Origin of the sequence: Ensifer sp. B1-9 (genome assembly GCF_050474445.1) — a bacterium.
Lineage (GTDB): Bacteria > Pseudomonadota > Alphaproteobacteria > Rhizobiales > Rhizobiaceae > Ensifer.
Window position 1 is genome coordinate 137,571 of the sequence record NZ_JBCHVG010000010.1, and the last position, 19,433, is coordinate 157,003.

General features: G+C 62.3%; 21 protein-coding genes, 1 tRNA gene and 1 riboswitch. Of the genes, 8 read left to right on the forward strand and 14 right to left on the reverse strand.

Annotated features, from left to right (window positions below; all coding sequences use genetic code 11):
* Nucleotides 1–8: 8 nt before the first annotated feature.
* The 4 genes from ACQ5BM_RS19690 to ACQ5BM_RS19705 all read right to left on the reverse strand — a co-directional run bounded on the left by ACQ5BM_RS19690 (nt 9) and on the right by ACQ5BM_RS19705 (nt 2,624).
* Nucleotides 9–197, reverse strand: a complete 189-nt coding sequence (locus ACQ5BM_RS19690; protein WP_043626122.1) for a Trm112 family protein — start codon at nt 195–197, stop codon at nt 9–11.
* Between the two features lie 15 nt (nt 198–212).
* Complete coding sequence (locus ACQ5BM_RS19695; protein WP_429814771.1) at nt 213–893, reverse strand: LON peptidase substrate-binding domain-containing protein; 681 nt, start codon at nt 891–893, stop codon at nt 213–215.
* Nucleotides 894–1,087: 194 nt separating this feature from the next.
* A complete protein-coding gene (trxA, locus tag ACQ5BM_RS19700) occupies nt 1,088–2,056 on the reverse strand; it encodes a thioredoxin (RefSeq protein WP_429814774.1) in 969 nt (322 codons plus the stop codon).
* Nucleotides 2,057–2,114: 58 nt separating this feature from the next.
* Entirely contained in the window at nt 2,115–2,624 is a 510-nt protein-coding gene (locus ACQ5BM_RS19705) for a prolyl-tRNA synthetase associated domain-containing protein (protein WP_429814776.1), read from the reverse strand.
* Nucleotides 2,625–2,876: 252 nt separating this feature from the next.
* Here ACQ5BM_RS19705 and ACQ5BM_RS19710 point away from each other — a divergent pair.
* Nucleotides 2,877–2,951, forward strand: a tRNA-Gly gene (locus tag ACQ5BM_RS19710).
* Nucleotides 2,952–3,140: 189 nt separating this feature from the next.
* On the opposite strand, the gene ACQ5BM_RS19715 is transcribed toward ACQ5BM_RS19710, so the two are convergent.
* From ACQ5BM_RS19715 to ACQ5BM_RS19755, 9 genes are all read right to left on the reverse strand, one after another.
* Nucleotides 3,141–4,157: an aldose epimerase family protein gene (locus ACQ5BM_RS19715; RefSeq protein WP_429815225.1), complete on the reverse strand. Its 1,017-nt coding sequence runs from the start codon at nt 4,155–4,157 to the stop codon at nt 3,141–3,143.
* Between the two features lie 141 nt (nt 4,158–4,298).
* On the reverse strand, nt 4,299–5,483 hold the full coding sequence (locus ACQ5BM_RS19720; RefSeq protein ID WP_429814779.1) for a vWA domain-containing protein: 1,185 nt from the start codon (nt 5,481–5,483) through the stop codon (nt 4,299–4,301).
* Between the two features lie 9 nt (nt 5,484–5,492).
* A complete protein-coding gene (gene metA, locus ACQ5BM_RS19725; RefSeq protein WP_429814782.1) occupies nt 5,493–6,419 on the reverse strand; it encodes a homoserine O-acetyltransferase MetA in 927 nt (308 codons plus the stop codon).
* A gap of 61 nt (nt 6,420–6,480) precedes the next feature.
* A riboswitch (SAM riboswitch) is annotated at nt 6,481–6,558 on the reverse strand.
* Nucleotides 6,559–6,785: 227 nt separating this feature from the next.
* A complete protein-coding gene (locus tag ACQ5BM_RS19730; RefSeq protein ID WP_429814786.1) occupies nt 6,786–7,211 on the reverse strand; it encodes an NUDIX hydrolase in 426 nt (141 codons plus the stop codon).
* Nucleotides 7,208–8,047, reverse strand: a complete 840-nt coding sequence (locus tag ACQ5BM_RS19735; RefSeq protein WP_429814788.1) for an AAA family ATPase — start codon at nt 8,045–8,047, stop codon at nt 7,208–7,210. The genes ACQ5BM_RS19730 and ACQ5BM_RS19735 overlap by 4 nt, the downstream gene beginning before the upstream one ends.
* A gap of 278 nt (nt 8,048–8,325) precedes the next feature.
* Nucleotides 8,326–8,706 carry a RidA family protein gene (locus tag ACQ5BM_RS19740; protein WP_247959425.1) on the reverse strand — a complete coding sequence of 127 codons (381 nt, stop codon included), beginning with the start codon at nt 8,704–8,706 and terminating at the stop codon, nt 8,326–8,328.
* Nucleotides 8,707–8,716: 10 nt separating this feature from the next.
* Nucleotides 8,717–9,322, reverse strand: a complete 606-nt coding sequence (leuD, locus tag ACQ5BM_RS19745; protein WP_429814791.1) for a 3-isopropylmalate dehydratase small subunit — start codon at nt 9,320–9,322, stop codon at nt 8,717–8,719.
* 151 nt (nt 9,323–9,473) lie between these two features.
* Nucleotides 9,474–9,905, reverse strand: a complete 432-nt coding sequence (locus ACQ5BM_RS19750; protein WP_429814794.1) for a VOC family protein — start codon at nt 9,903–9,905, stop codon at nt 9,474–9,476.
* 220 nt (nt 9,906–10,125) lie between these two features.
* Entirely contained in the window at nt 10,126–10,380 is a 255-nt protein-coding gene (locus ACQ5BM_RS19755; RefSeq protein WP_429814796.1) for a hypothetical protein, read from the reverse strand.
* Between the two features lie 125 nt (nt 10,381–10,505).
* Here ACQ5BM_RS19755 and ACQ5BM_RS19760 point away from each other — a divergent pair, with 125 nt between their 5' ends.
* Both ACQ5BM_RS19760 and ACQ5BM_RS19765 read left to right on the forward strand, forming a co-directional pair.
* Nucleotides 10,506–11,411 (forward strand): HpcH/HpaI aldolase/citrate lyase family protein, encoded by a 906-nt coding sequence (locus ACQ5BM_RS19760; protein WP_429814799.1) that lies wholly within the window; start codon nt 10,506–10,508, stop codon nt 11,409–11,411.
* Nucleotides 11,408–11,614, forward strand: a complete 207-nt coding sequence (locus tag ACQ5BM_RS19765; RefSeq protein WP_429814802.1) for a DUF1737 domain-containing protein — start codon at nt 11,408–11,410, stop codon at nt 11,612–11,614. The genes ACQ5BM_RS19760 and ACQ5BM_RS19765 overlap by 4 nt, the downstream gene beginning before the upstream one ends.
* A 257-nt stretch (nt 11,615–11,871) precedes the next feature.
* Here ACQ5BM_RS19765 and ACQ5BM_RS19770 read toward each other — a convergent pair whose 3' ends face one another.
* Nucleotides 11,872–12,306 (reverse strand): metallopeptidase family protein, encoded by a 435-nt coding sequence (locus ACQ5BM_RS19770; protein WP_429814805.1) that lies wholly within the window; start codon nt 12,304–12,306, stop codon nt 11,872–11,874.
* Between the two features lie 170 nt (nt 12,307–12,476).
* Between ACQ5BM_RS19770 and ACQ5BM_RS19775 the strand changes: the two genes are divergently transcribed.
* The 5 genes from ACQ5BM_RS19775 to bfr all read left to right on the forward strand — a co-directional run bounded on the left by ACQ5BM_RS19775 (nt 12,477) and on the right by bfr (nt 19,393).
* Nucleotides 12,477–13,430 carry an ImuA family protein gene (locus tag ACQ5BM_RS19775; RefSeq protein WP_429814808.1) on the forward strand — a complete coding sequence of 318 codons (954 nt, stop codon included), beginning with the start codon at nt 12,477–12,479 and terminating at the stop codon, nt 13,428–13,430.
* Entirely contained in the window at nt 13,345–14,898 is a 1,554-nt protein-coding gene (locus tag ACQ5BM_RS19780; protein ID WP_429815228.1) for a DNA polymerase Y family protein, read from the forward strand. Before ACQ5BM_RS19775 ends, ACQ5BM_RS19780 begins: the two co-directional genes overlap by 86 nt.
* On the forward strand, nt 14,895–18,254 hold the full coding sequence (locus tag ACQ5BM_RS19785; protein ID WP_429814811.1) for an error-prone DNA polymerase: 3,360 nt from the start codon (nt 14,895–14,897) through the stop codon (nt 18,252–18,254). The genes ACQ5BM_RS19780 and ACQ5BM_RS19785 overlap by 4 nt, the downstream gene beginning before the upstream one ends.
* A gap of 322 nt (nt 18,255–18,576) precedes the next feature.
* Complete coding sequence (locus ACQ5BM_RS19790) at nt 18,577–18,936, forward strand: (2Fe-2S)-binding protein (protein ID WP_429814814.1); 360 nt, start codon at nt 18,577–18,579, stop codon at nt 18,934–18,936.
* Nucleotides 18,902–19,393 carry a bacterioferritin gene (gene bfr / locus ACQ5BM_RS19795; protein WP_247959431.1) on the forward strand — a complete coding sequence of 164 codons (492 nt, stop codon included), beginning with the start codon at nt 18,902–18,904 and terminating at the stop codon, nt 19,391–19,393. Before ACQ5BM_RS19790 ends, bfr begins: the two co-directional genes overlap by 35 nt.
* Nucleotides 19,394–19,433: the final 40 nt, after the last annotated feature.

A 19,433-nucleotide genomic window follows, 5' to 3' on the forward strand; every position in this document is an offset into this window, starting at 1 on the left:
CAGCGACCTCAATCCTCGATCTTGCGCGCTTCCGAGACCAGCATGATCGGCACGCCGTCGCGGATCGGATAGGCGAGGCGGGCCTTTTCCGAGACGAGTTCGTTGGCTTCGGCGTGGTAGCTCAAGCGGCCCTTCGTCAGCGGGCAGACGAGCAGCTCAAGCAGTTTCGGGTCGACCTTGCTGGCGTTGATATCCATGATCCGTCGCTCGCTTCACTGCAGGATGCTGTCCATATCGCCGAAGTCGCGCGCGAGCACGATCTCGGTGATGGCGATCAGGGTTTCCGCGCGTGTCTTGAGGTCGGGTGCTTCGAGCAGCGCCTGTTTTTCGGCGGGGCCATAGGGCGACATCATCGCCATGGAATTGACCAGGGTGCGGTTGCTCGCCCGTTCGACGCTTTCCCAATCGGCCTTGAGCTTGTTGGCTTCGAGATAGGCCTTGAAGGCGGCAAGCAGAGCCGCCCGGTCGACGAGGGTTTCATCATCGCGATTCTCGAGATCGGCGGCAAAGGGGCCGATGCGGAAACGGCGGTAGCCGCGCGTGCCGCCGACCTCCGAAAACAGCCGGTAGCGGCAGACCCCGGTGAGCGAGGTGATGTAGCGGCCGTCGCCGGTCTCGGCGAAGGAGGTGATGCGGCCGATGCAACCGACCTCGCAGAGCGCCTGCGTCGGGCCGGTGGCCGTCTCATTTCGGCCTTCGCAGAAGGAAGGCTGCACGATGCCGATCAGGCGGTTGCCGGAGAGCGCATCATCGAGCATCGCGAGATAGCGCGGCTCGAAGATGTTGAGCGGAAGCTGGGCACCGGGAAGCAGCAAGGCACCGGTCAGCGGAAACACCGGAATGATCTCCGGCAAGTCCTGAGGACCGAGATAGCGTGCATTTCCGACGTGCATTTTCCGATAGACCCTGAAGGTATCCGCTCTTGCCCCGCCAAGGAAGCGTGGTCACCAGACCAAAAGATGGTGCGTTCCTTGAAAATCTCAAGAGACACGCACATCGATCTTCATGGGTGAATGCGGATCGTGATCAGGTACGCACAAAAAAGGGCACCGATGGCGCCCTTTATACCTAAGCAATGCCTGACGGTTCAGGAGAACAGGATCGACGAGAGCTTGCGTCGCGCGGCGACCGTTGCCGGATCCTTCGGTCCCCAGACCTCGAAGAAGGACAGGAGTTCGCGCCGGGCGCCGTCGTCGTCGAAGCCGCGATCGCGCTTCATGATCGTCAGCAGGTGGTCGGCGGCAGCCGTCCGGTCGCCTTCGACGTTGCGGATCTTGGCAAGCAGCATGCGCGCCTCGTGATCGTCGGGGTTTGCCGCAAGGCGCCGCTCGAACTCGTCGGGATCACCGAGCTTGCGGGCTTCCTCGATCTGGTCGAGTTTCTTGCCGACCGCTGCGATGCCCGCGTCCTTGGCGAGATCTTCCGGCAGGCCGGAAAGAGCCTCTCGGGCTTCGGCGAGCTGGCCGAGGGCGATCATGCAATCGACCATGCCGGCGATCGCCACGACGTTTTCGGGGTCGGCCTGAAGCACGGCGCCGTAGAGGCCGGCGGCGTTCTGGGCATTGCCGGCATCGAGCAGCGCCTTGGCATCGGTGAGTACGGCTTCGATCTCGGCCTTGCTGTCGTCGACGGCGGGGCCGGCGATCTTTTCGATGAATTGCTTGATCTGGCTTTCCGGCACCGCGCCCATGAAGCCGTCGACCGGTCGTCCGCCGACGAAGGCGATGACGGCGGGGATCGACTGGATGCCGAGCTGGCCGGCGATCGAAGGATGATCGTCGATGTTCATCTTGACGAGCTTGACGCGGCCCGCGGCTTCCGTGACCACCTTTTCGATGACCGGCGTGAGCTGCTTGCAGGGGCCGCACCAGGGTGCCCAGAAATCGACGAGAACCGGCTGCTGGCGGGAGGCCTCGAGCACGTCCTTGGCAAAGTTGGCGGTGGTGGTTTCCTTGATCAGGTCACCGTTCGACGCGGCCGCCGGCTGGCCGAAGGAGGCCGAGCCCGTCATCTGAGTGCCGAAAGACCCTGCATAGGGATTGTCGCTGCCCGTCATTCTTCTCTCCTCGCCGGCTCGCTGGCCGGCTTACTGCATTCGCGCCAAAGATCGTATGTCAGGCCGTGACTTTCAAGACAAGCGGTTCGTGTCCGGTCGCTTCCATGAAGCGCAGCAGATCCCTGGACGCAATCGAGGTCGTCGCGTCATTCGAGAGCGGATGGCAGTTGACGATGTCGAACTTCATCAGCTCCTCGTCGAGGATCATCTTGACGTTGCCGCCGGTGTCGTTGATCGCGCCGAAGGCGGTGACGGCCCCCGGGATGACGCCCAGATATTCCATTAGCTTTTCCGGCTTGCCGAAGGAGACCCGGCTCGCCGCACCGATCACCTGGTGAACGGTCTTCAGGTCCACTGTCGCATGCTCCTCGACGGTGAGCAGGAAATAGTTGTCCTTCTTGTCCTTCACGAAAAGGTTTTTCGTGTGGCCGCCGGGGATCTCGTCACGCAGCGCCACCGATTCGGCGACGGTGAATACCGGCTCATGGTTCTTGGTTTTATGCTCGATCCCAAGTCCGTCGAGAAAACGAAAGAGGTCTTCGGCGGTCTTTGGCTGTGATTCACTCATGATTCTCATCCCTTGGGCGTTCGTTTTCGATCCTGCTTTAGGGGAGAAGCCCGTCGGCGCGCAATCTCACAGGCGGCGACGATGACCGAAAACGCGGCATTTCCGGGCTTTGCGGAGAGTCTCCAAAAAAATATTCGATTTCTCGTCATTTCCCTGTTGCATTCCAAAATCGCTTAGGCCATATACCGCCCGTCGCCGCAAGACAGCGCCGACGCCACGGTCCACCGACTACCCCCGGGCCGCGGAAAATGAGCGGGTGTAGCTCAGGGGTAGAGCACAACCTTGCCAAGGTTGGGGTCGGGCGTTCGAATCGCCTCACCCGCTCCAATTTCTCCCAACCATTTCATTTCACAATTGTTTTGGAAATGAGACGGCATTTGCCGTCAGGCGCGTCGCGCTTCGAATCCGGCCGCGGCGCCGTGCGAACAGGAGCGCTCTGCCGAACACGACGCCGCTCCTTTGGGCCGCTCGCCGCCTTCCACTGCTATAGATCGCCAGCGCCCGTGCGGGCCGCACTCAGCTCTTCATGAAGACGTAATCCGTCTCCTGCCGGCGGTTCTCGCCGGGGCGAAGCACCGCATTCGGGAAGCCGGCATGGTTGACAGCGTCCGGCCAGATCTGGGTTTCCAGGCAGAAACCGGCGAAGGGGCCGTAGCGGCGGCCCTCGAGGCCGGGGACGGGGATGTCGAGCTTCGCGCCGGTATAAAGCTGCACGCCGGGCTCCGTCGTCAGCACTTCCAGCGTGACGCCTGAATTGATGCTGCGGGCCAGCGCCACCGAGTGTTTCGCCATGGGCTCGTTCGAAAGACAGAAATTGTGGTCGTAGGCGATGCGCTCACCTTCGGTCTGGCGGCGAAGCGGCGTCATTTCCCGGAGATCGAAGGCGGTGCCCTCGACCGCACGGATTTCGCCTGTCGGGATCTGCCGTTCGTTGGTCGGCAGATAATGGTCGGCAGCGATCATGATGTCGTGGCCGAGCGCGTCGGCGCTGCCGTCGAGATTGAAGTAGCTGTGCTGGCAGACATTGGCGAGCGTCGGCCGGTCGGTCTCGGTCTCGTAGACGACGCTCAAAACGCCACCGGGCTTCAGCGCGTAGGTGCAGGTGACCTGACAATTGCCCGGATAGCCGGCGCGTCCGTCCGGATCGGTGATGACAAGCGTGACGCTGTCCGCCGTCTGGCGGGCGATCGTCCAGTTGCGCTTACCGATATTGTCGCTGCCGCCATGCAGGTGCGTGACGCCCTTCTCGTTCAATTCGAGCTGATAGGCCTCGCCGTCGAGCGTGAAGCGTCCGTTTCCGATTCGGTTGGCGCAGCGTCCGGGCGTGGCGCCGAGATAGGGCGAATGGGCGAGATAGCTTTCGAGATCGCTGAAACCGAGCACCAGCGGCGGCTCATGGCCTTCCAGCCGCAGATCCTGGATCACAGAGCCCCAGGTCAGCACATGCGCTGTAAGTCCGCCGCCGGAGAGCACCACACGATGGACCGGCTCGCCGGATGGCAGGTGGCCGAAGATTTCCGTGTTCTGATGCATATTCACCGCTGGCTCCCTCTTCGCGACGGCAGCAACCTGCGTCATTTCCGAGGATGCGGCAACCGGAAATCTCAGTGCAGGGCCACGGCGACCCTGGGGCGCTCTGAAAGACACGCGGCGCTGCAGGATATCGCCGTCATTTCAGCGGGATAATTGCTTGGTGGCGTCCTGCAGGCCGGCGAGCGTCAAAGGGAACATCCGCCCTTCGAACAGCTTTCTCACCATGGCGATCGACTGGGTGTAGCCCCAGTGCTGCTCGGGCACGGGATTGAGCCAGATCGAGCGCGGGAAATGTGCCGTCATGCGCGAGAGCCAGAGCGCGCCGGCCTCGTCGTTCCAATGCTCGACCGAGCCGCCGGGATGGCTGATCTCGTAGGGACTCATCGAGGCGTCGCCGACGAAGATCGCGCGATAGTCGCCGCCGAAGGTGCGAAGCACTTCCGTCGTGCGGGTGATGTCGGCGCGCCGGCGCCGGTTGTCCTTCCACAGGCCCTCGTAGATGCAATTGTGGAAGTAGAAATGCTCCATGTGGCGGAACTCGCTGCGGGCGGCTGAGAACAGCTCCTCGACGATGCGGATGTGATCGTCCATCGATCCGCCGACATCGAAGAACATCAAAAGCTTCACGGCATTGCGGCGCTCGGGCCGCGTCACCACGTCGAGATAGCCGTGCTCGGCGGTGGCGCGGATCGTGCCGGAAAGGTCGAACTCGTCGGCAGCGCCCTGGCGCACCCAGCGCCGCAGCCTTTTCAGCGCCACCTTGATGTTGCGGGTGCCGAGTTCGACGGTATCGTCATAATCTCTAAACTCGCGCCGGTCCCAGACTTTGACCGCGCGGCGATGGCGCGACTGGTCCTGGCCGATCCTTATGCCTTCGGGATTGTAGCCATAGGCGCCGAAGGGGGAGGTGCCGGCGGTGCCGATCCATTTCGAGCCGCCCTGGTGCCGGCCCCGCTGTTCGCGCAGCCGCTGGCGCAAGGTCTCCATCAGCTTGTCGAAACCGCCGAGCGCTTCGATCAGGCGCTTTTCTTCCTCGGTCAGGTGCTTTTCCGCGAGCTTGCGTAGCCAGTCCTCGGGGATGACGGCTTCTTCGCCCGCTTCCATCGGATTGACCGCTTCGAGACCGGAAAAGCAATGCTGGAACACCCGGTCGAAACGGTCGATATGGCGCTCGTCCTTCACCAGCGCCGTGCGCGCCAGGTAGTAGAAGGCTTCGATGTCGAAGGCGGCGATACCCGCCTCCATCCCCTCGATCAGGGACAGGAACTCCCGGAGCGTCACCGGGACCTTCGCCGCCTTGAGTTCGAGGAAGAAGGGGACGAACATCGCTAAGCCTCAGTTTTCTCCGGTGCCGATCTCCGAGAGATCGTAGGGCGTCGTCTGGTACATCTCGTTGATCCAGTTGCCGAAGAAGAGATGCGCATGGCTGCGCCAGCGGTTCTGCGGCGGCAGGGTCGAATCGTTGTGCGGGAAATAGTCGTGCGGCAACTTGATCGGCACGCCGGCATCCACGTCCCGGAAGTATTCGTCCGACAACGAGGTCGAATCATACTCCACGTGGTTGAACATGTAGAGCCGGTTGCCCTTTTTCTCGTGCACGAGGCAGACGCCCATCTCCTTCGATTCCATCAGGATTTCGAGGCTCGGCACCTTGTCGATGTCGGCGCGTCGGACCTCGGTCCAGCGTGAGACCGGGACGGCGAAGTCGTCGGAGAAGCCGTTGAGATAGACGGAGGAGCGGTTGAGGTTCTGGTGACGGTAGACGCCGAAGGCCTTCTCGGCGAGTGGATATTTCGGCACGCCGTGGAAATGGTAGATCGCCGCCATCGCGCCCCAGCAGACATTGAGCGTCGAATGCACGTTGGTCGCCGTCCAGTCGAATATCTGCTTCAGCTCTTCCCAATAGGTGACGTCCTCGTATTCCAGCGTCTCGACCGGCGCGCCGGTGATGATGAAGCCATCGAACTTGCGGCCCTTCACCTCGTCCCAGGTCTCGTAGAAGGAGAGCAGGTGATCTTCCGAGGTGTTCTTCGCGCGATGGGCGCCGATGCGCACCAGCGACAGTTCCACCTGCAGCGGCGAGGCGCCGATCAGGCGCGCCATCTGGATCTCGGTCTTGATCTTGTTGGGCATGAGGTTCAGAAGCCCGATCTGGAGCGGGCGAATATCCTGACGGATCGCCACGGTCTCGGTCATCACCCGCACGCCCTCATGCACGAGGGTTTCGAAGGCGGGCAGTGTATCGGGAATCTTGATGGGCATGGGCTTCCACTCGATCAATACAAAAAAACCGGCGGCGATTGATCGCGACCGGTCCTCGGAAATCCAACTTTCCTCGGCCCTTTAGCGACTTGTTTAACGTGGCTGCAAGCCGGCCGGCCAAATCACCACGGGGAATTTGATAGCGCGACAGGGACGCGGGGGTCAAGAAAAACGATTCGGGGGTGCGATAGACCCCTCATTCCGCTGCCGCGACTTTCTCCCCGCAGGTGGGAAGAAGGAAGGTTGCAGCATGCGCTCGGTCCAACACCGCTTGGTTGAACCGGCGGAGCATTCTGGTGATGTCTTGGCTGCTGCGCACGTCCCCTCTCTCCGCTTGCGGCGAGGGGGCTAGGGTGAGGAGCGAATTTACACCAAGTGCAGAGCGTCCCGCATTCCATATCCCAACTGTCGCCCCGCCTCGTCGATGCCGAGCCAGAAGAAGCGGAAGCGGATCGGCGGGCCGCCGCTATCCGGCGTCATCTCGCGGTGCAGCCATGTCTGCCGCTGCTCTCCAGTAAGAGCGACGTGAAAATAGTGTCGCCGATGGCAGATGGTTCTACCGTCCATCCAGTAAGAATAGTCCTGCGTGACGAGGTGCGTGAGCGGCTGCGGTGGCGTCAACCCTGTTTCCTCGACGAACTCGCGCGTTGCCGCGACTTCCGGGCTCTCGCCCGGCTCCATCGTGCCACCGGGCACCTGCAGTTCGATCTCCGGAAAGTCCGGCTCGTCGAAGACCAGCAGGCGGCCCTGCCAGGTGGCATATATCAGCACCTTGTGCGCGTCCGGGCTCATCCGTCGCGGCGCGCCATGAAGGCGAGGCGCTCGAAAAGGTGGACGTCCTGCTCGTTCTTCAGAAGTGCGCCGTGCAGCTTCGGCAGCATGGTCTTGGCATCGGCCCTGAGATCGGCCGGATCGACCTCGTCGGCCACGAGCAGCCGGATCCAGTCGAGCGCTTCGGAAGTGGAGGGCTTCTTCTTGAGGCCCGGCACCTGGCGGATGTCGTAGAAGGCCGCGAGGGCCGCCGAAAGCAGCGTCTTGCGGATGCCGGGATAGTGCACCTCGACGATACGGGCGAGCGTTTCGGCATCGGGAAAGCGGATATAGTGGAAGAAGCAGCGGCGGAGAAATGCGTCCGGCAGTTCCTTCTCGTTGTTGGAGGTGATGATGACGATCGGCCGGTGGCGCGCGCTGATCATCTCGCCGGTCTCGTAGACATGGAATTCCATGCGGTCGAGTTCCTGCAGCAGGTCGTTCGGAAACTCGATATCGGCCTTGTCGATCTCGTCGATCAGAAGCACCACGCGCCGGTCCGCCTCGAAGGCCTGCCAGAGCTTGCCCTTGCGGATGTAGTTTTTGACCTCGTTGACGCGCTCGTCGCCGAGCTGGCTGTCCCGCAGGCGCGAGACTGCGTCGTATTCGTAGAGGCCCTGCTGTGCCTTGGTGGTCGACTTGACGCTCCATTCGATGAGTTCGAGATCGAGGGCGGCAGCGATCTGGCGGGCAAGCTCGGTCTTGCCGGTGCCGGGTTCGCCCTTGACGAGCAGCGGCCGCTCCAGCCGGATCGCAGCATTGACGGCGATCATCAGGTCCTTGTCGGCGATATAGTCGGCGGTGCCTTCGAATTGCATGGTCGTCTTCCGGTTCAGCATAGGTCTAGTGGAATGAATTTGACATTTGAGTCCCGTTTTCCGCACGCGCTCAACTCAAATGTCAAATTCGAAAATTCCACTAGCATCCTAGTGTTACTAGTGGTCCTCAAGATTCCGTCATTTGCTCTCGAGGGCGCTGGGATCGCATGCAAATGTCGGAATCGGACCACTAGCAAAGCGATGCCTATGGACTATCGCATATTGGCTTAATTCGGAATCGATTTGAGAGGAGATGGCGCGAGCAGAGGGGCTCGGCGTCAGCCGCGAAGGGCGGTGACTTCGATCTCGATCAGCATTTCCGGGCGGATCAGGTCGCAGACGATCATGGTTGCGGCCGGCCGGATCTCGCCGAAGACTTCGCCGAAGATGGGGAACACCCGGTCGGCGAAGCTGGCATCGGTGACGTAATAGTGATTGCGCACCACGTCGGAAAGCGAAAAGCCCGCTTCCTTCAGCGCGCCCTCGATCGTCCTGAGGCAATTGCGCGCCTGCTCCTCCACCGTCTCGGGCATGGTCATGGTGGCATAGTCGTAGCCGGTCGTGCCGGAGACGAAGCACCAGTCCCCCATCGCGACGGCACGCGAATAGCCTGCCGTCTTTTCGAAGGGCGAGCCCGAGGAGATGAGCTTGCGCGCCATGTCGCCCGCTTTAGGCCCAGGGACGCGAGGCGCCGACCGACTTCTCAAAACTGTCGATGGCGGTCGCCTTCTCCAGCGTCAGGCCGATATCGTCGAGGCCGTTCAGCAGGCAGTGGCGCTTGAAGGCGTCGATCTCGAACTTGATCGAACCGCCGTCCGGACCGGTGATTTCCTGGGATTCCAGGTCGACCGAAAGGATAGCGTTGGAGCCGCGCGAAGCATCGTCCATCAGCTTGTCGAGGTCGGCCTGGCTGACGACGATCGGCAGAATGCCGTTCTTGAAACAGTTGTTGTAGAAGATATCGGCAAAGGACGTGGAGATCACGCAGCGGATGCCGAAGTCGAGCAGGGCCCAGGGGGCATGTTCGCGCGAGGAGCCGCAGCCGAAGTTGTCGCCGGCAACGAGGATCTTGGCGTTCTGATAGGCGGGCTTGTTGAGCACGAAGTCCGGATTGACCGAGCCATCCTCGTTGTAGCGGGCTTCGGCGAAGAGGCCCTTGCCAAGGCCGGTGCGCTTGATCGTCTTCAGGTAATCCTTCGGAATGATCATGTCCGTGTCGATGTTGACGACGGGGAGGGGTGCTGCGACACCGGTGAGCTTGACGAATTTTTCCATAACTTCAGGCCTTCGATTTCAGAAGAATGTTGCGTAGCGTTTAGAGCAGTTCTACGCAGAAATGAAGGAAAATCTGTCCAAACACGCGTCGTCGGGCGGGTGAAAATGCCCGCCCGCCCAAAGTTCCATCCAGATTTAGTCCCCGTAAGGGTCAGCCTGCCTTCACCGGGCTGTTCATTGCCCAGAGAACGCCGAAGGGATCGCGAACCTGACCATAGCGGTCGCCCCAGAACATCACCTCGACCGGCGTCACCACTTCCGCACCGGCGGCAACCGCGCGGTCCCACCAGGCATCGATGTCGTCGACGGTGAGCGTCAGGGTGAAGGCCTGCGGCTTTTCGAGCGGATGGCCGTATTCCGGATAGGCATCGGCCAGCATCAGCGAGCTGCCGTTGATGTAGAGATGGATGTGCATCGTCCGGCCCTGCTCGTCCACCGGATGCCGGTTGACTTCCTTGGCGCCGAAAGCCCGCGTGTAGAATTCGGCCGCCTTCACGGCGCCATCGACCTGAAGATAGGGCAGAAGGCCGTTCAGAACCGGTGCCGGCTTCTTCGTTTCAGTTTGCTGCGTTTCGATGTCCATGTCGTTCTCCATTCTGTTCGAAGAGCCAGGACCGTGCTGGCCTGTCTCAAGGACGGGGATAACGCGCCCGATCCGACATGGGGACGGAAAAAATTTCGCAGTCAAAATTTCGCAGTTTGGGGAGCTATGGTTTTTTCGCAGGAAGCAATGGTCAGCGAGCCGATCATCGATCGGCCCGATTCCGGATCACAGCCTGAGGATCGATCCCGATCGCTGGGGATCAGAGGTCGATGATCGTGCCGCGACCGTCGTTCCAGATGCGCATCTCGCGCTGGCCAGGGGCGGCGGCTGCGGCGGCCGGACGCGCCGTGGCGCGGGCTGGCTTGAGGTTCAGACGGGCGGCAATGGCGCTGCCGATCACGACGACGGCGGCGATGCCGGCCAGTGCCAGCGCCAGCGAAGCGGTCAGAACAAAGGCCGCGAACGTGATGGTCAAGGCTGCGGCCGTAAAGAGGACAGAGCGAATGCTTTGCATAATCGTTACCTTTCTGGTTGCGATGTGGTGGTTTGCGGCTCCGCTTGCAAGGGGTGGCTCTTATGAAAGGGTGCGGCGGTTCGCCTCGTCTTGCGGAACGAAGGAAAGGCGGGCACAACTGAAACATGAACAAGTCGATCGAACATCACCCCGTGCGCCTGCGCCGCTCGGTGCTCTCGGTGCCGGCCGACAATGCCCGTGCACTTGCCAAAGTCGCTGAACTCGCGACGGACGCCGCGATCTTCGATCTCGAGGATGCGGTGGCGCCCGAGCGCAAGGTGGAAGCGCGCGAGGCGCTGGTGCAGTTTCTGACGGCGAGCCGGTCGGATTGCGAAATCGTCATCCGCATCAATGCGATCGGCTCCGACTTCGGCCAAGGTGACCTCGCTGCGGCACTTTCTGCCAACCCCGACGCCATTCTGCTGCCGAAGGTCGAAAGCCCGGCGGATATCCAGGCGGCGGCCGACTGGCTAGCCGAGAACGATGCGCCGGAGACGCTGCGTCTCTGGGCGATGATCGAGACGCCGCGTGGCGTCATCAACGCGCCTGTTATCGCCGAAACCGGCCGCACTTTCGGCGGACGGCTCGATTGCTTCGTCGTCGGCCTCAACGATCTGCGCAAGGAGACCGGCGTGCCGGATCGCCCAGGCCGGCCCTTTCTCGTCCCCTGGCTGATGCAGATCCTGCTGGCGGCGCGGGGTGGCGGGCTCGACGTCATCGACGCCGTGTTCAACGATTTCCGCGATGCTGATGGTTTCGACGAAGAATGCCGGCAGGGCCGCGACATGGGCTATGACGGCAAGATGCTGATCCATCCGGCCCAGATCGGCCCGGCGAACGAGCGCTTCGGCGTGGAGCAGATCGCCGTCGACGAGGCGCGCGCGATCATCGCCGCCTTCGCGGCTCCGGAAAACACCGGCAAGGGCGTCATCAATCTCAATGGACGCATGGTCGAGCGGCTGCACCTCGACCAGGCCATGGCGCTTGCCGCCAAGGCGGACCTTATCGAGAAACGAAAGGCAAGATCTTGAAACTCTACCGCTTCCTGACCGGCCCCGACGACGCCTCCTTCTGCCACAAGGTGACGGCGGCGCTGAACGAGGGCTGGAGCCTGCACGGCTCACCCACCTATGCCTTCAATGCGGATACGCAGCACATGCAGTGTGGCCAGGCGGTGGTCAAGGAGGTCGAGGGCAAGGATTACACCCCGGATATCAAGTTGTCGGAGCAGTAATCGAGGGTGACTGCCCCTCACCCTAACCCTCTCCCCGCAGGCGGGGCGAGGGAACGAACCCGGCCCGCAGCGTTGTCGAACGGAAGCGTCGTCAGGAGAAATCGAGCGGCTTCTTGTTGACGCGAGCGGAGGCCGCGAGTCTCCTTCGCCCCGCGGGCGGGGAGAAGGTGCCGGCAGGCGGATGAGGGGCAAAATGACGGGTGAGCCGTACTCTCTGAAGTAGCGGAAAACCGCCCCACACTTTTCCTGGAATTGCTTTAGCCGCCGACGTGCTCGACGCTGGCTTCGATCCGTTCCATGTCGTCGTCGGAAAGGCCGAAATGGTGGCCGATCTCGTGGATCAGGACATGGGTGATGATGTCGCCCAGCGTCTCCTCGTTCTCTGCCCAATAATCGATGATCGGACGGCGATAGAGCGTGATCCGGTTGGGGAACTGGCCGGTTTCCATGGTGAAGCGTTCGCCGATGCCGCGGCCTTCGAAGAGGCCGAGCAGGTCGAAGGGCGTTTCCAGCGCCATGTCCTCGAAAACATCGTCGCTCGGAAAGTCGGCGACCTCGATGATGAGGTCGGTTGTCAGCTGACGGAACTCCTGCGGCAGGTGGCCATAGGCTTCCAGCGCGAGCTGTTCGAAAGTGGTAAGCGTCGGTGCGTGGCGTTCCCGCCAATCATCGGTGTGGTCAATGCGGGCCATAGGCACTCCTTGTTGCCCTCCATATAGCGATTTTGCCTTTGTTTTTCGAGTGTTGAATTCCGCAGACACAAGGGCAGGAATAAATTCTTAGAATTGGCTGTTGACTCATTTAGGAAGCTCTGGAATCAATTAGAACATAACATGAACATTTATGATGGGAGTTGACCGTCATGGCCGACAAAGCCGTGCAGCGGGAGACGGTACTTTCGCTCCGAGAGACCATAGCCAGGATCGAAAACCGTCGACTTCCGGGCGTCGTGCGCGCCGCCAAGGCGGCTGATCCCGGCGGCTTCCGTCAGCGCGAGGAAGACGAATCCGGCCGCAAGGCGCTTGCGCTCGGGGTTCCGGATCTGGACGCGCTTCTCGAAGGCGGTCTGCCGCTCGAAGGCATGACGGAAATCCGCAATGCCGAGACGCGTGATGCTGGTGCTGCCGCCGGTTTTGCCGCTGCACTCGGTGTGCTCTGCCAGCAGGCGCGCCTGGAAAAGGGCGAGCCGGCAGCTCCTGTTCTCTGGATCAGCCAATCGATGGCCTCCAACGAAGCGGGCATGCCCTATGGGCTCGGTCTGAAAGCTTACGGGCTCGATGTACGCGGCCTCGTCTTCAGCCTGCCACGCACGGTGAAGGATGCGCTCTGGATCGCTGAAGCCGCGCTTTCCGTTCCAAGCTTCTGTGCCGTCATCCTGGAAATTCGCGGCAATCCTGCTGCCCTTGCTCTCAGCGAAAGCCGGCGCCTGCATGTCCGCTCACGGGCGGGCCACGTTCCTCTTCTGCTCCTGCGCCAATCCGGACACGAGGAGGCCAGCAGCGCCTTCTTTCGCCTCCTCGTCGAGCCGGCGCCGGCGCGTGAGCGCCCTCTACCGGATGGATCGATGCTTCGCGGCAGCATCGGCCATCCCGTCTTTCACGTCATTGCCGAGAAGAGCAGGGCTCCTGCGCCGCTCGGCTTCTTCCTGGAGTGGAATCCCCATGACCGCCGCCTTTACCCCGTCGAGCCCCTACCAGCCGCTGCTGCGGCAGATCCAGAACCAGCGCATTCTGTCGCTCGCCTTTCCGCATCTTCCGGCCGATCGGGTCGCCCGCAAGCGCTGGGGGAACTCGTGGCTTTCCCGCGGGCGTCCTGAGCATCCGCCCGTCGTCTTCGCCGACAAGGTGAAGAGTGCGATGCGTCTCGTCGCGCTCGACGGTTATGCCGAGAAGCGTGGGTTTCACATTGGCCAGGGGGTTGCCGAGGCCCGGGCCATGTGTCCCGAGATCGATGTGCTGCCGGCCGATCCCGCCGCTGACCGGGCTCTGCTCGAGGGCCTTGCCGACTGGTGTTGCCGCTATACGCCGCTGGTCGCGCTCGATGGCGACAACGGCCTCTTTCTCGACATCACCGGCTGCGCCCATCTTCTCGGTGGGGAAAAGGCGCTTCTCGACGATCTGCTCGCCCGCCTTTTCCATCTGGGGGTCGAGGCCTGTGCGGCGATCTCCTCCTCGGCCGGGCTTTCCTGGGCGGTGGCGCGCTTCGGGTCCGAAGGCATCATTGCCCCGGATGAGGCCGCACAGGTCCTGGCGCCGCTGTCGATGGCGGCGCTCCGGCTGCCGCGGGAGACGATCGAAACGCTTGGCCGGGTTGGGCTCAAGCAGGTCGGCGACATCCTCGAAGCGCCGCGCGCGCCGCTTGCCCGCCGGTTCGGCGCGATCCTGCTTCTGCGTCTCGATCAGGCGCTCGGGCGGGAGGACGAACCTTTGTCGCCACGGCTGCCCGTCGCCGCCCTTTCGGTCGAGCGCCGTCTCGGCGAACCGGTCCAGGGCGAAGACGATATTTTAGGCCTGACGGAAGAGCTGGCGCTGCGGCTGAAGCCGGAACTGGAAAAGCGTGGGGAAGGCGGGCGGCTGTTCGAGCTTCTGCTCTTTCGCGTCGACGGCGCGGTCTTCCGCATCGCCGCCGGCACATCCTCGCCGCTCAACGAGCCGCGGCGTGTCGCCGGTCTTTTCCGCGAGCGGCTGCAGGCGGTGCATGAGGATCTCGACGCCGGCTTCGGCTTCGAAATCCTCAGGCTCTCGGTTCCGAAGAGCGAAAAATACGAGGTGATGCAGGAGGATTTTTCCGGCACGCCGGATCGCGAGCGGCCGCTTGCGGCCTTTGCCGATCGGGTCATGGCGCGGTTCGGTGCGGAGAGCCTGCTGGTGCCGGCTCTCGCAGAAAGCCATGTGCCGGAGCGGGCAGCGACTTTCCGCCCGCTCACGGATCTGGCGCTGATCAGCAAGGCTGAGGAGCCGGTGGAAAACATGCCCGCGACCCTGCTTGCCGCCGCGGCCCGGCCACAGCGGCTCTTTCCAAGCCCCGAGCCGGTGGAGGCCGTGGCCGAGGTGCCGGAGGGGCCGCCGAGAAGCTTCCGCTGGCGCCGCACGTTGCATCGCATCGCGCGCGCCGAAGGGCCGGAACGGATTGCCGGCGAATGGTGGCTCGATGGCGAGCCGTCGATGGAGCGCGATTATTTCCGGGTGGAAGATGAGCGCGGCCGGCGGTTCTGGCTGTTTCGCGAGGGCCATTACGGGGCTGCCGCCCCGCCCCGCTGGTTCATGCATGGAGTCTTCGCATGAGCGGCGCTACCCCCTATTTCGAGATCGGTGCCTGGTCGAATTTCTCCTTCCTCGAAGGCGCGTCCCATCCGGGCGAGATGGTCGTTGCGGCAAGCCGCCTCGGCATTGGTGGCCTTGGCATTGCCGACCGCAATACGGTGGCAGGGGTGGTGCGCGCCCATGCACAGGCCAAGGTGGAGAAATATGCCTTCCAGCCCGGCGCACGGCTCTCCTTTGCCGAAGATCTGCCTGACGTGCTTGCCTATCCCTTAAATCGCCGCGGCTGGGGCAATCTCTGCCGGATGCTGAGCGCCGGAAACCTGCGCGCCAAGAAGGGCACCTGCACGCTCTACGAAGCCGATCTCGTCGAATGGGGCGAGGACCTCTTGCTTGTCGTGCTGCCGGATCCGGTGATCGGCGCGCCGGAGGCAACCCTGCTTGCCGATTTCCTCAAGCGGCTGAAACCGCATTTTGCCGATCGGCTCTATCTGGCGCTGGTGCCGCGTTATGACGGCTTCGACCAGCTTGCCTTTGCCGGGCTTGCGACCATCGCCCGCCATGCGGCGGTCAAGCCCGTCGCCACCAACAGTCCGCTGTTTCACGCCGCCGCCCGTCGGCCGCTCGCCGATGTCGTCACCGCCATCCGCGAACATGTGACGATCGCGTCGGCCGGCTACCGGCTGCACGCCAATGCCGAACGGCATCTGAAGACACCTGAGGAAATGGCGCGCATCTTCCGCGACTACCCGGAAGCGATCGCCAATACCGGGCATTTCTTTGGGAGGTTGAAGTTCTCGCTGTCGGAACTCGAATATCAATATCCGGATGAGAGCATTCCGGGCGAGACGCCGACTGAGACCCTGCGGCGGCTGACGATGGAGGGAGCGCGCGAGCGGTATCCTGAAGGCATTCCCGATAAGGTTTCAACGCAGATCGAGTACGAGCTCGAGCTGATCGCGGGCAAACGCTACGAGCCCTATTTCCTGACGGTGCGCAACATCATGCAGTTTGCGCGCAGCGTGCATATCCTGTGTCAGGGCCGCGGGTCGGCGGCGAACTCCACCGTCTGTTATTGCCTGGGCATTACCGAGGTCGATCCATGTGAGACCACCCTGCTCTTCGATCGCTTCCTCTCGACCGAGCGGGACGAGCCGCCGGACATCGACGTCGATTTCGAGCATGAGAAGCGGGAAGAGGTGATCCAGCACATCTACCGCACCTATGGCAAGGAACATGCAGGGCTGACGGCCGCCGTCATCAGTTACCGGGCGCGCTCGGCCGGCCGGGAGACCGCCAAGGCCTTCGGCTTTTCCGAGGACGTGCAATCGGCGCTCGCCGGCTCGGTCTGGGGCTGGTCGGTCGCCGATCTTTCCGAGCGTGAGGCGCAGGCTGCCGGTCTCGACACGAAGGACCCGACGACGGTGAAGGTGCTCAATTATGCCACCGAGCTGATGAGCTTCCCGCGCCATCTTTCCCAGCATGTCGGCGGTTTCGTCATCACCCGCGACCGGCTCGACGAGGTGGTGCCGATCATGAACACGGCAATGCCCGACCGCTACATGATCGAGTGGGACAAGGACGATCTCGACACGCTGAAGATCCTGAAGATCGACGTGCTGGCGCTTGGCATGCTCACCTGCATCGCCCGGGCCTTCGCGCTTCTCGACCGGCATTACGGGGAGAAGAAAACGCTGCACCAGCTCTTCAAGGATGACCAGAAGGCCGTCTACGACATGATCTGCCGGGCCGATACGATCGGCGTCTTCCAGATCGAAAGCCGGGCGCAGATGAGCATGCTGCCGCGGTTGAAACCCAGGAAATTTTACGATCTCGTCATCGAGGTGGCGATCGTCCGACCGGGGCCGATCCAGGGCAACATGGTGCATCCCTATCTGAAGCGACGGGAGCAGCATGCCCGGAAGATCCCCATCGAATATCCGAGTCCTGAACTGGAGGTGGTTCTGAAGCGAACGCTCGGCGTGCCGCTCTTCCAGGAGCAGGCAATGCAGATCGCCATCACCGCCGCCGGTTTCTCGCCCAGCGAGGCCGACCAGTTGCGGCGGGCGATGGCGACCTTCAAGCGCACCGGCACCATCCATACCTTCCACGAGAAGATGATCGAGGGCATGGTCAGGAACAACTATCCGCGCGATTTTGCCGAGCGCTGCTTCAAGCAGATCGAAGGTTTCGGCGAATATGGTTTTCCCGAGAGCCATGCCGCGTCCTTTGCGCTTCTGGTCTATGTCTCCTCCTGGCTCAAGACCTATTATCCCGATGTCTTCTGCGCGGCGCTCCTGAACTCGCAGCCGATGGGTTTTTACGCGCCCGGGCAATTGGTGCGCGATGCGCGAGAACATGGGGTCCGGGTACGGCCCGTCGACATCAACCATTCGGTCTGGGATGCGGACCTTGAAGAAGGAGAGCTCGACAAGGAGGCCATCGAGCCGCGTCATCGCGAGATGGAGGACGTGATCAAGACCGGCAAGGCGATGCGCCTCGGCTTCAACTCGATCAAGGGCCTGAACCAAAAAGAGATGGAGGATAAGCTCGTTGCCAACCGCGGCGCCGGCTACCGGACAGTCCGCGATCTCTGGCTGCGCTCCGGCCTCTCCCGCTCTGCACTCGAAAGGCTTGCGGACGCGGATGCCTTCCGCTCGATCGGGCTCGATCGGCGCAAGGCGCTCTGGGCGGTAAAGGCCTTGGACGAAAAGAGTGCCGCCGAACGGTTGCCGCTCTTCGACCGGGCGGCGAAGCAAGAGTTGCGGCCGGAACCGGCGATGATCCTGCCGGAGATGCTGCCGGGCGAGCAGGTCATCAACGACTATCGCTATCTCTCCTTCTCGCTCAAGGCGCATCCGGTCTCCTTCCTGCGGGCGGCGCTTTCCGAGCAGGGCATCGTCACCAGCCGCACGCTTGCAACGGCCCCGGTCGGGCGGCGGATAACGGTCGCCGGGCTGGTGCTCGTCCGCCAGCGCCCGGGCTCAGCCAAGGGCGTGATCTTCATGACGATCGAGGACGAGACCGGCGTCGCCAATGCGATCGTCTGGCCGAAGGTATTTGCGACCTATCGGCCGGTGGTCATGGGTGCGCGCCTCGTCAAGATCCGCGGCCGGCTGCAGCGCGAAAGCAGCGTCATCCATGTGGTCGCCGAACACATCGAGGACATCACGCCGATGCTGGGACTGCTGCGTGCAGAGGTGAGGCGGTTCGGCGCGAACGACCGTGCCGATGAAGCGCTGAGACCGACCGGCGACGCGCGCGAGAAGAAAGCGCAGGGCGATCTGCGCCTGGCGATGGCGCGGCGTTCCGGCGGCAGTCCGGAGCAAACGACGGCCGAGGTGGCGGACGTGATGCCGAAGGGGCGCAATTTCCATTGAGGGCAGGGCTCGGACCCCGGCTGCCGCACAGGCAGCGGATGGGCCTTCCGGTAAAATGAGCAGGTCATCTTACGTGTGGATCGGGACGGTCCGCATGACCATTCGGCAAAGGCTACAGTCGGCGCGCTCGGCGAAGCGGTCTGATGGTGTGTAAAAATGTCGCAGAAGGCGTGTGGCATGATCGACCTAAGGTCTGCAAGAATAGTCGTTCGTATCTCTCTAAAATTTTGAAAAGACGAAGCTTTTCATCAAGATTAGAGTCGTTCTAATCGATCTGCAACTTCCGCTCGCGGAGTTTTTAGTTGACACTAAATGTCCTGTTTTGCTTTATGCGCTGATACAGGGCGTTGCGTACGACAGGCGAGACGAAATGCTGGTTTGCAGCTGCAATTTCATCACGGAAAAAGAGATCGAGGACACGATTGTCGGCCTCCTCGACGAGGACTGTTGGCAGCTGATCGTGCCGGCGAAAGTCTATCACGCGATGGAAAAGCGCGGCCGTTGCTGCGGCTGCTTCCCCAATGTCGTCGACATCATCATCCGCACCACCGAGCAATATCACGCGCACCGCGACTCGACGGACGCCGAGATATTTGATTTCATGACCCGCCTCAGACAATTCCACGAAGAGAACCGGAGGGCGGACATTGAAAGGCGACAAAAAGGTCATCGAGCAGCTTAACGAGGCGCTCTATCTCGAACTCGGTGCCGTCAACCAATACTGGTTGCACTACCGCCTCCTCGAAGACTGGGGTTACACGCTTCTCGCAAAGAAGGAGCGCGCGGAATCCATCGAGGAGATGCAGCATGCCGACAAGCTGGTCGCGCGCATCATCTTCCTTGAAGGCCACCCCAACCTGCAGACGGTTGCGCCGCTGCGCATCGGCCAGAACGTCAAGGAAGTGCTGAAGGCTGACCTCGCCGGCGAATACGACGCCCGCACCGCCTACAAGAAATCACGCGACATCTGTCACGCCGCCGGGGACTATGTCTCCATGAAGCTCTTCGAAGAACTGCTCGCCGACGAAGAGGGCCACATCGACTTCCTCGAAACCCAGCTCGATCTGCTCGACAAGATCGGTGAAGAAAAATACGGCCAGCTCAATGCCGCACCGGCCAACGAGGCCGAAGCCGACTGAGTTCGGCGCAGCTTTCCAAAGGCAAAGGCCGGCGACATCG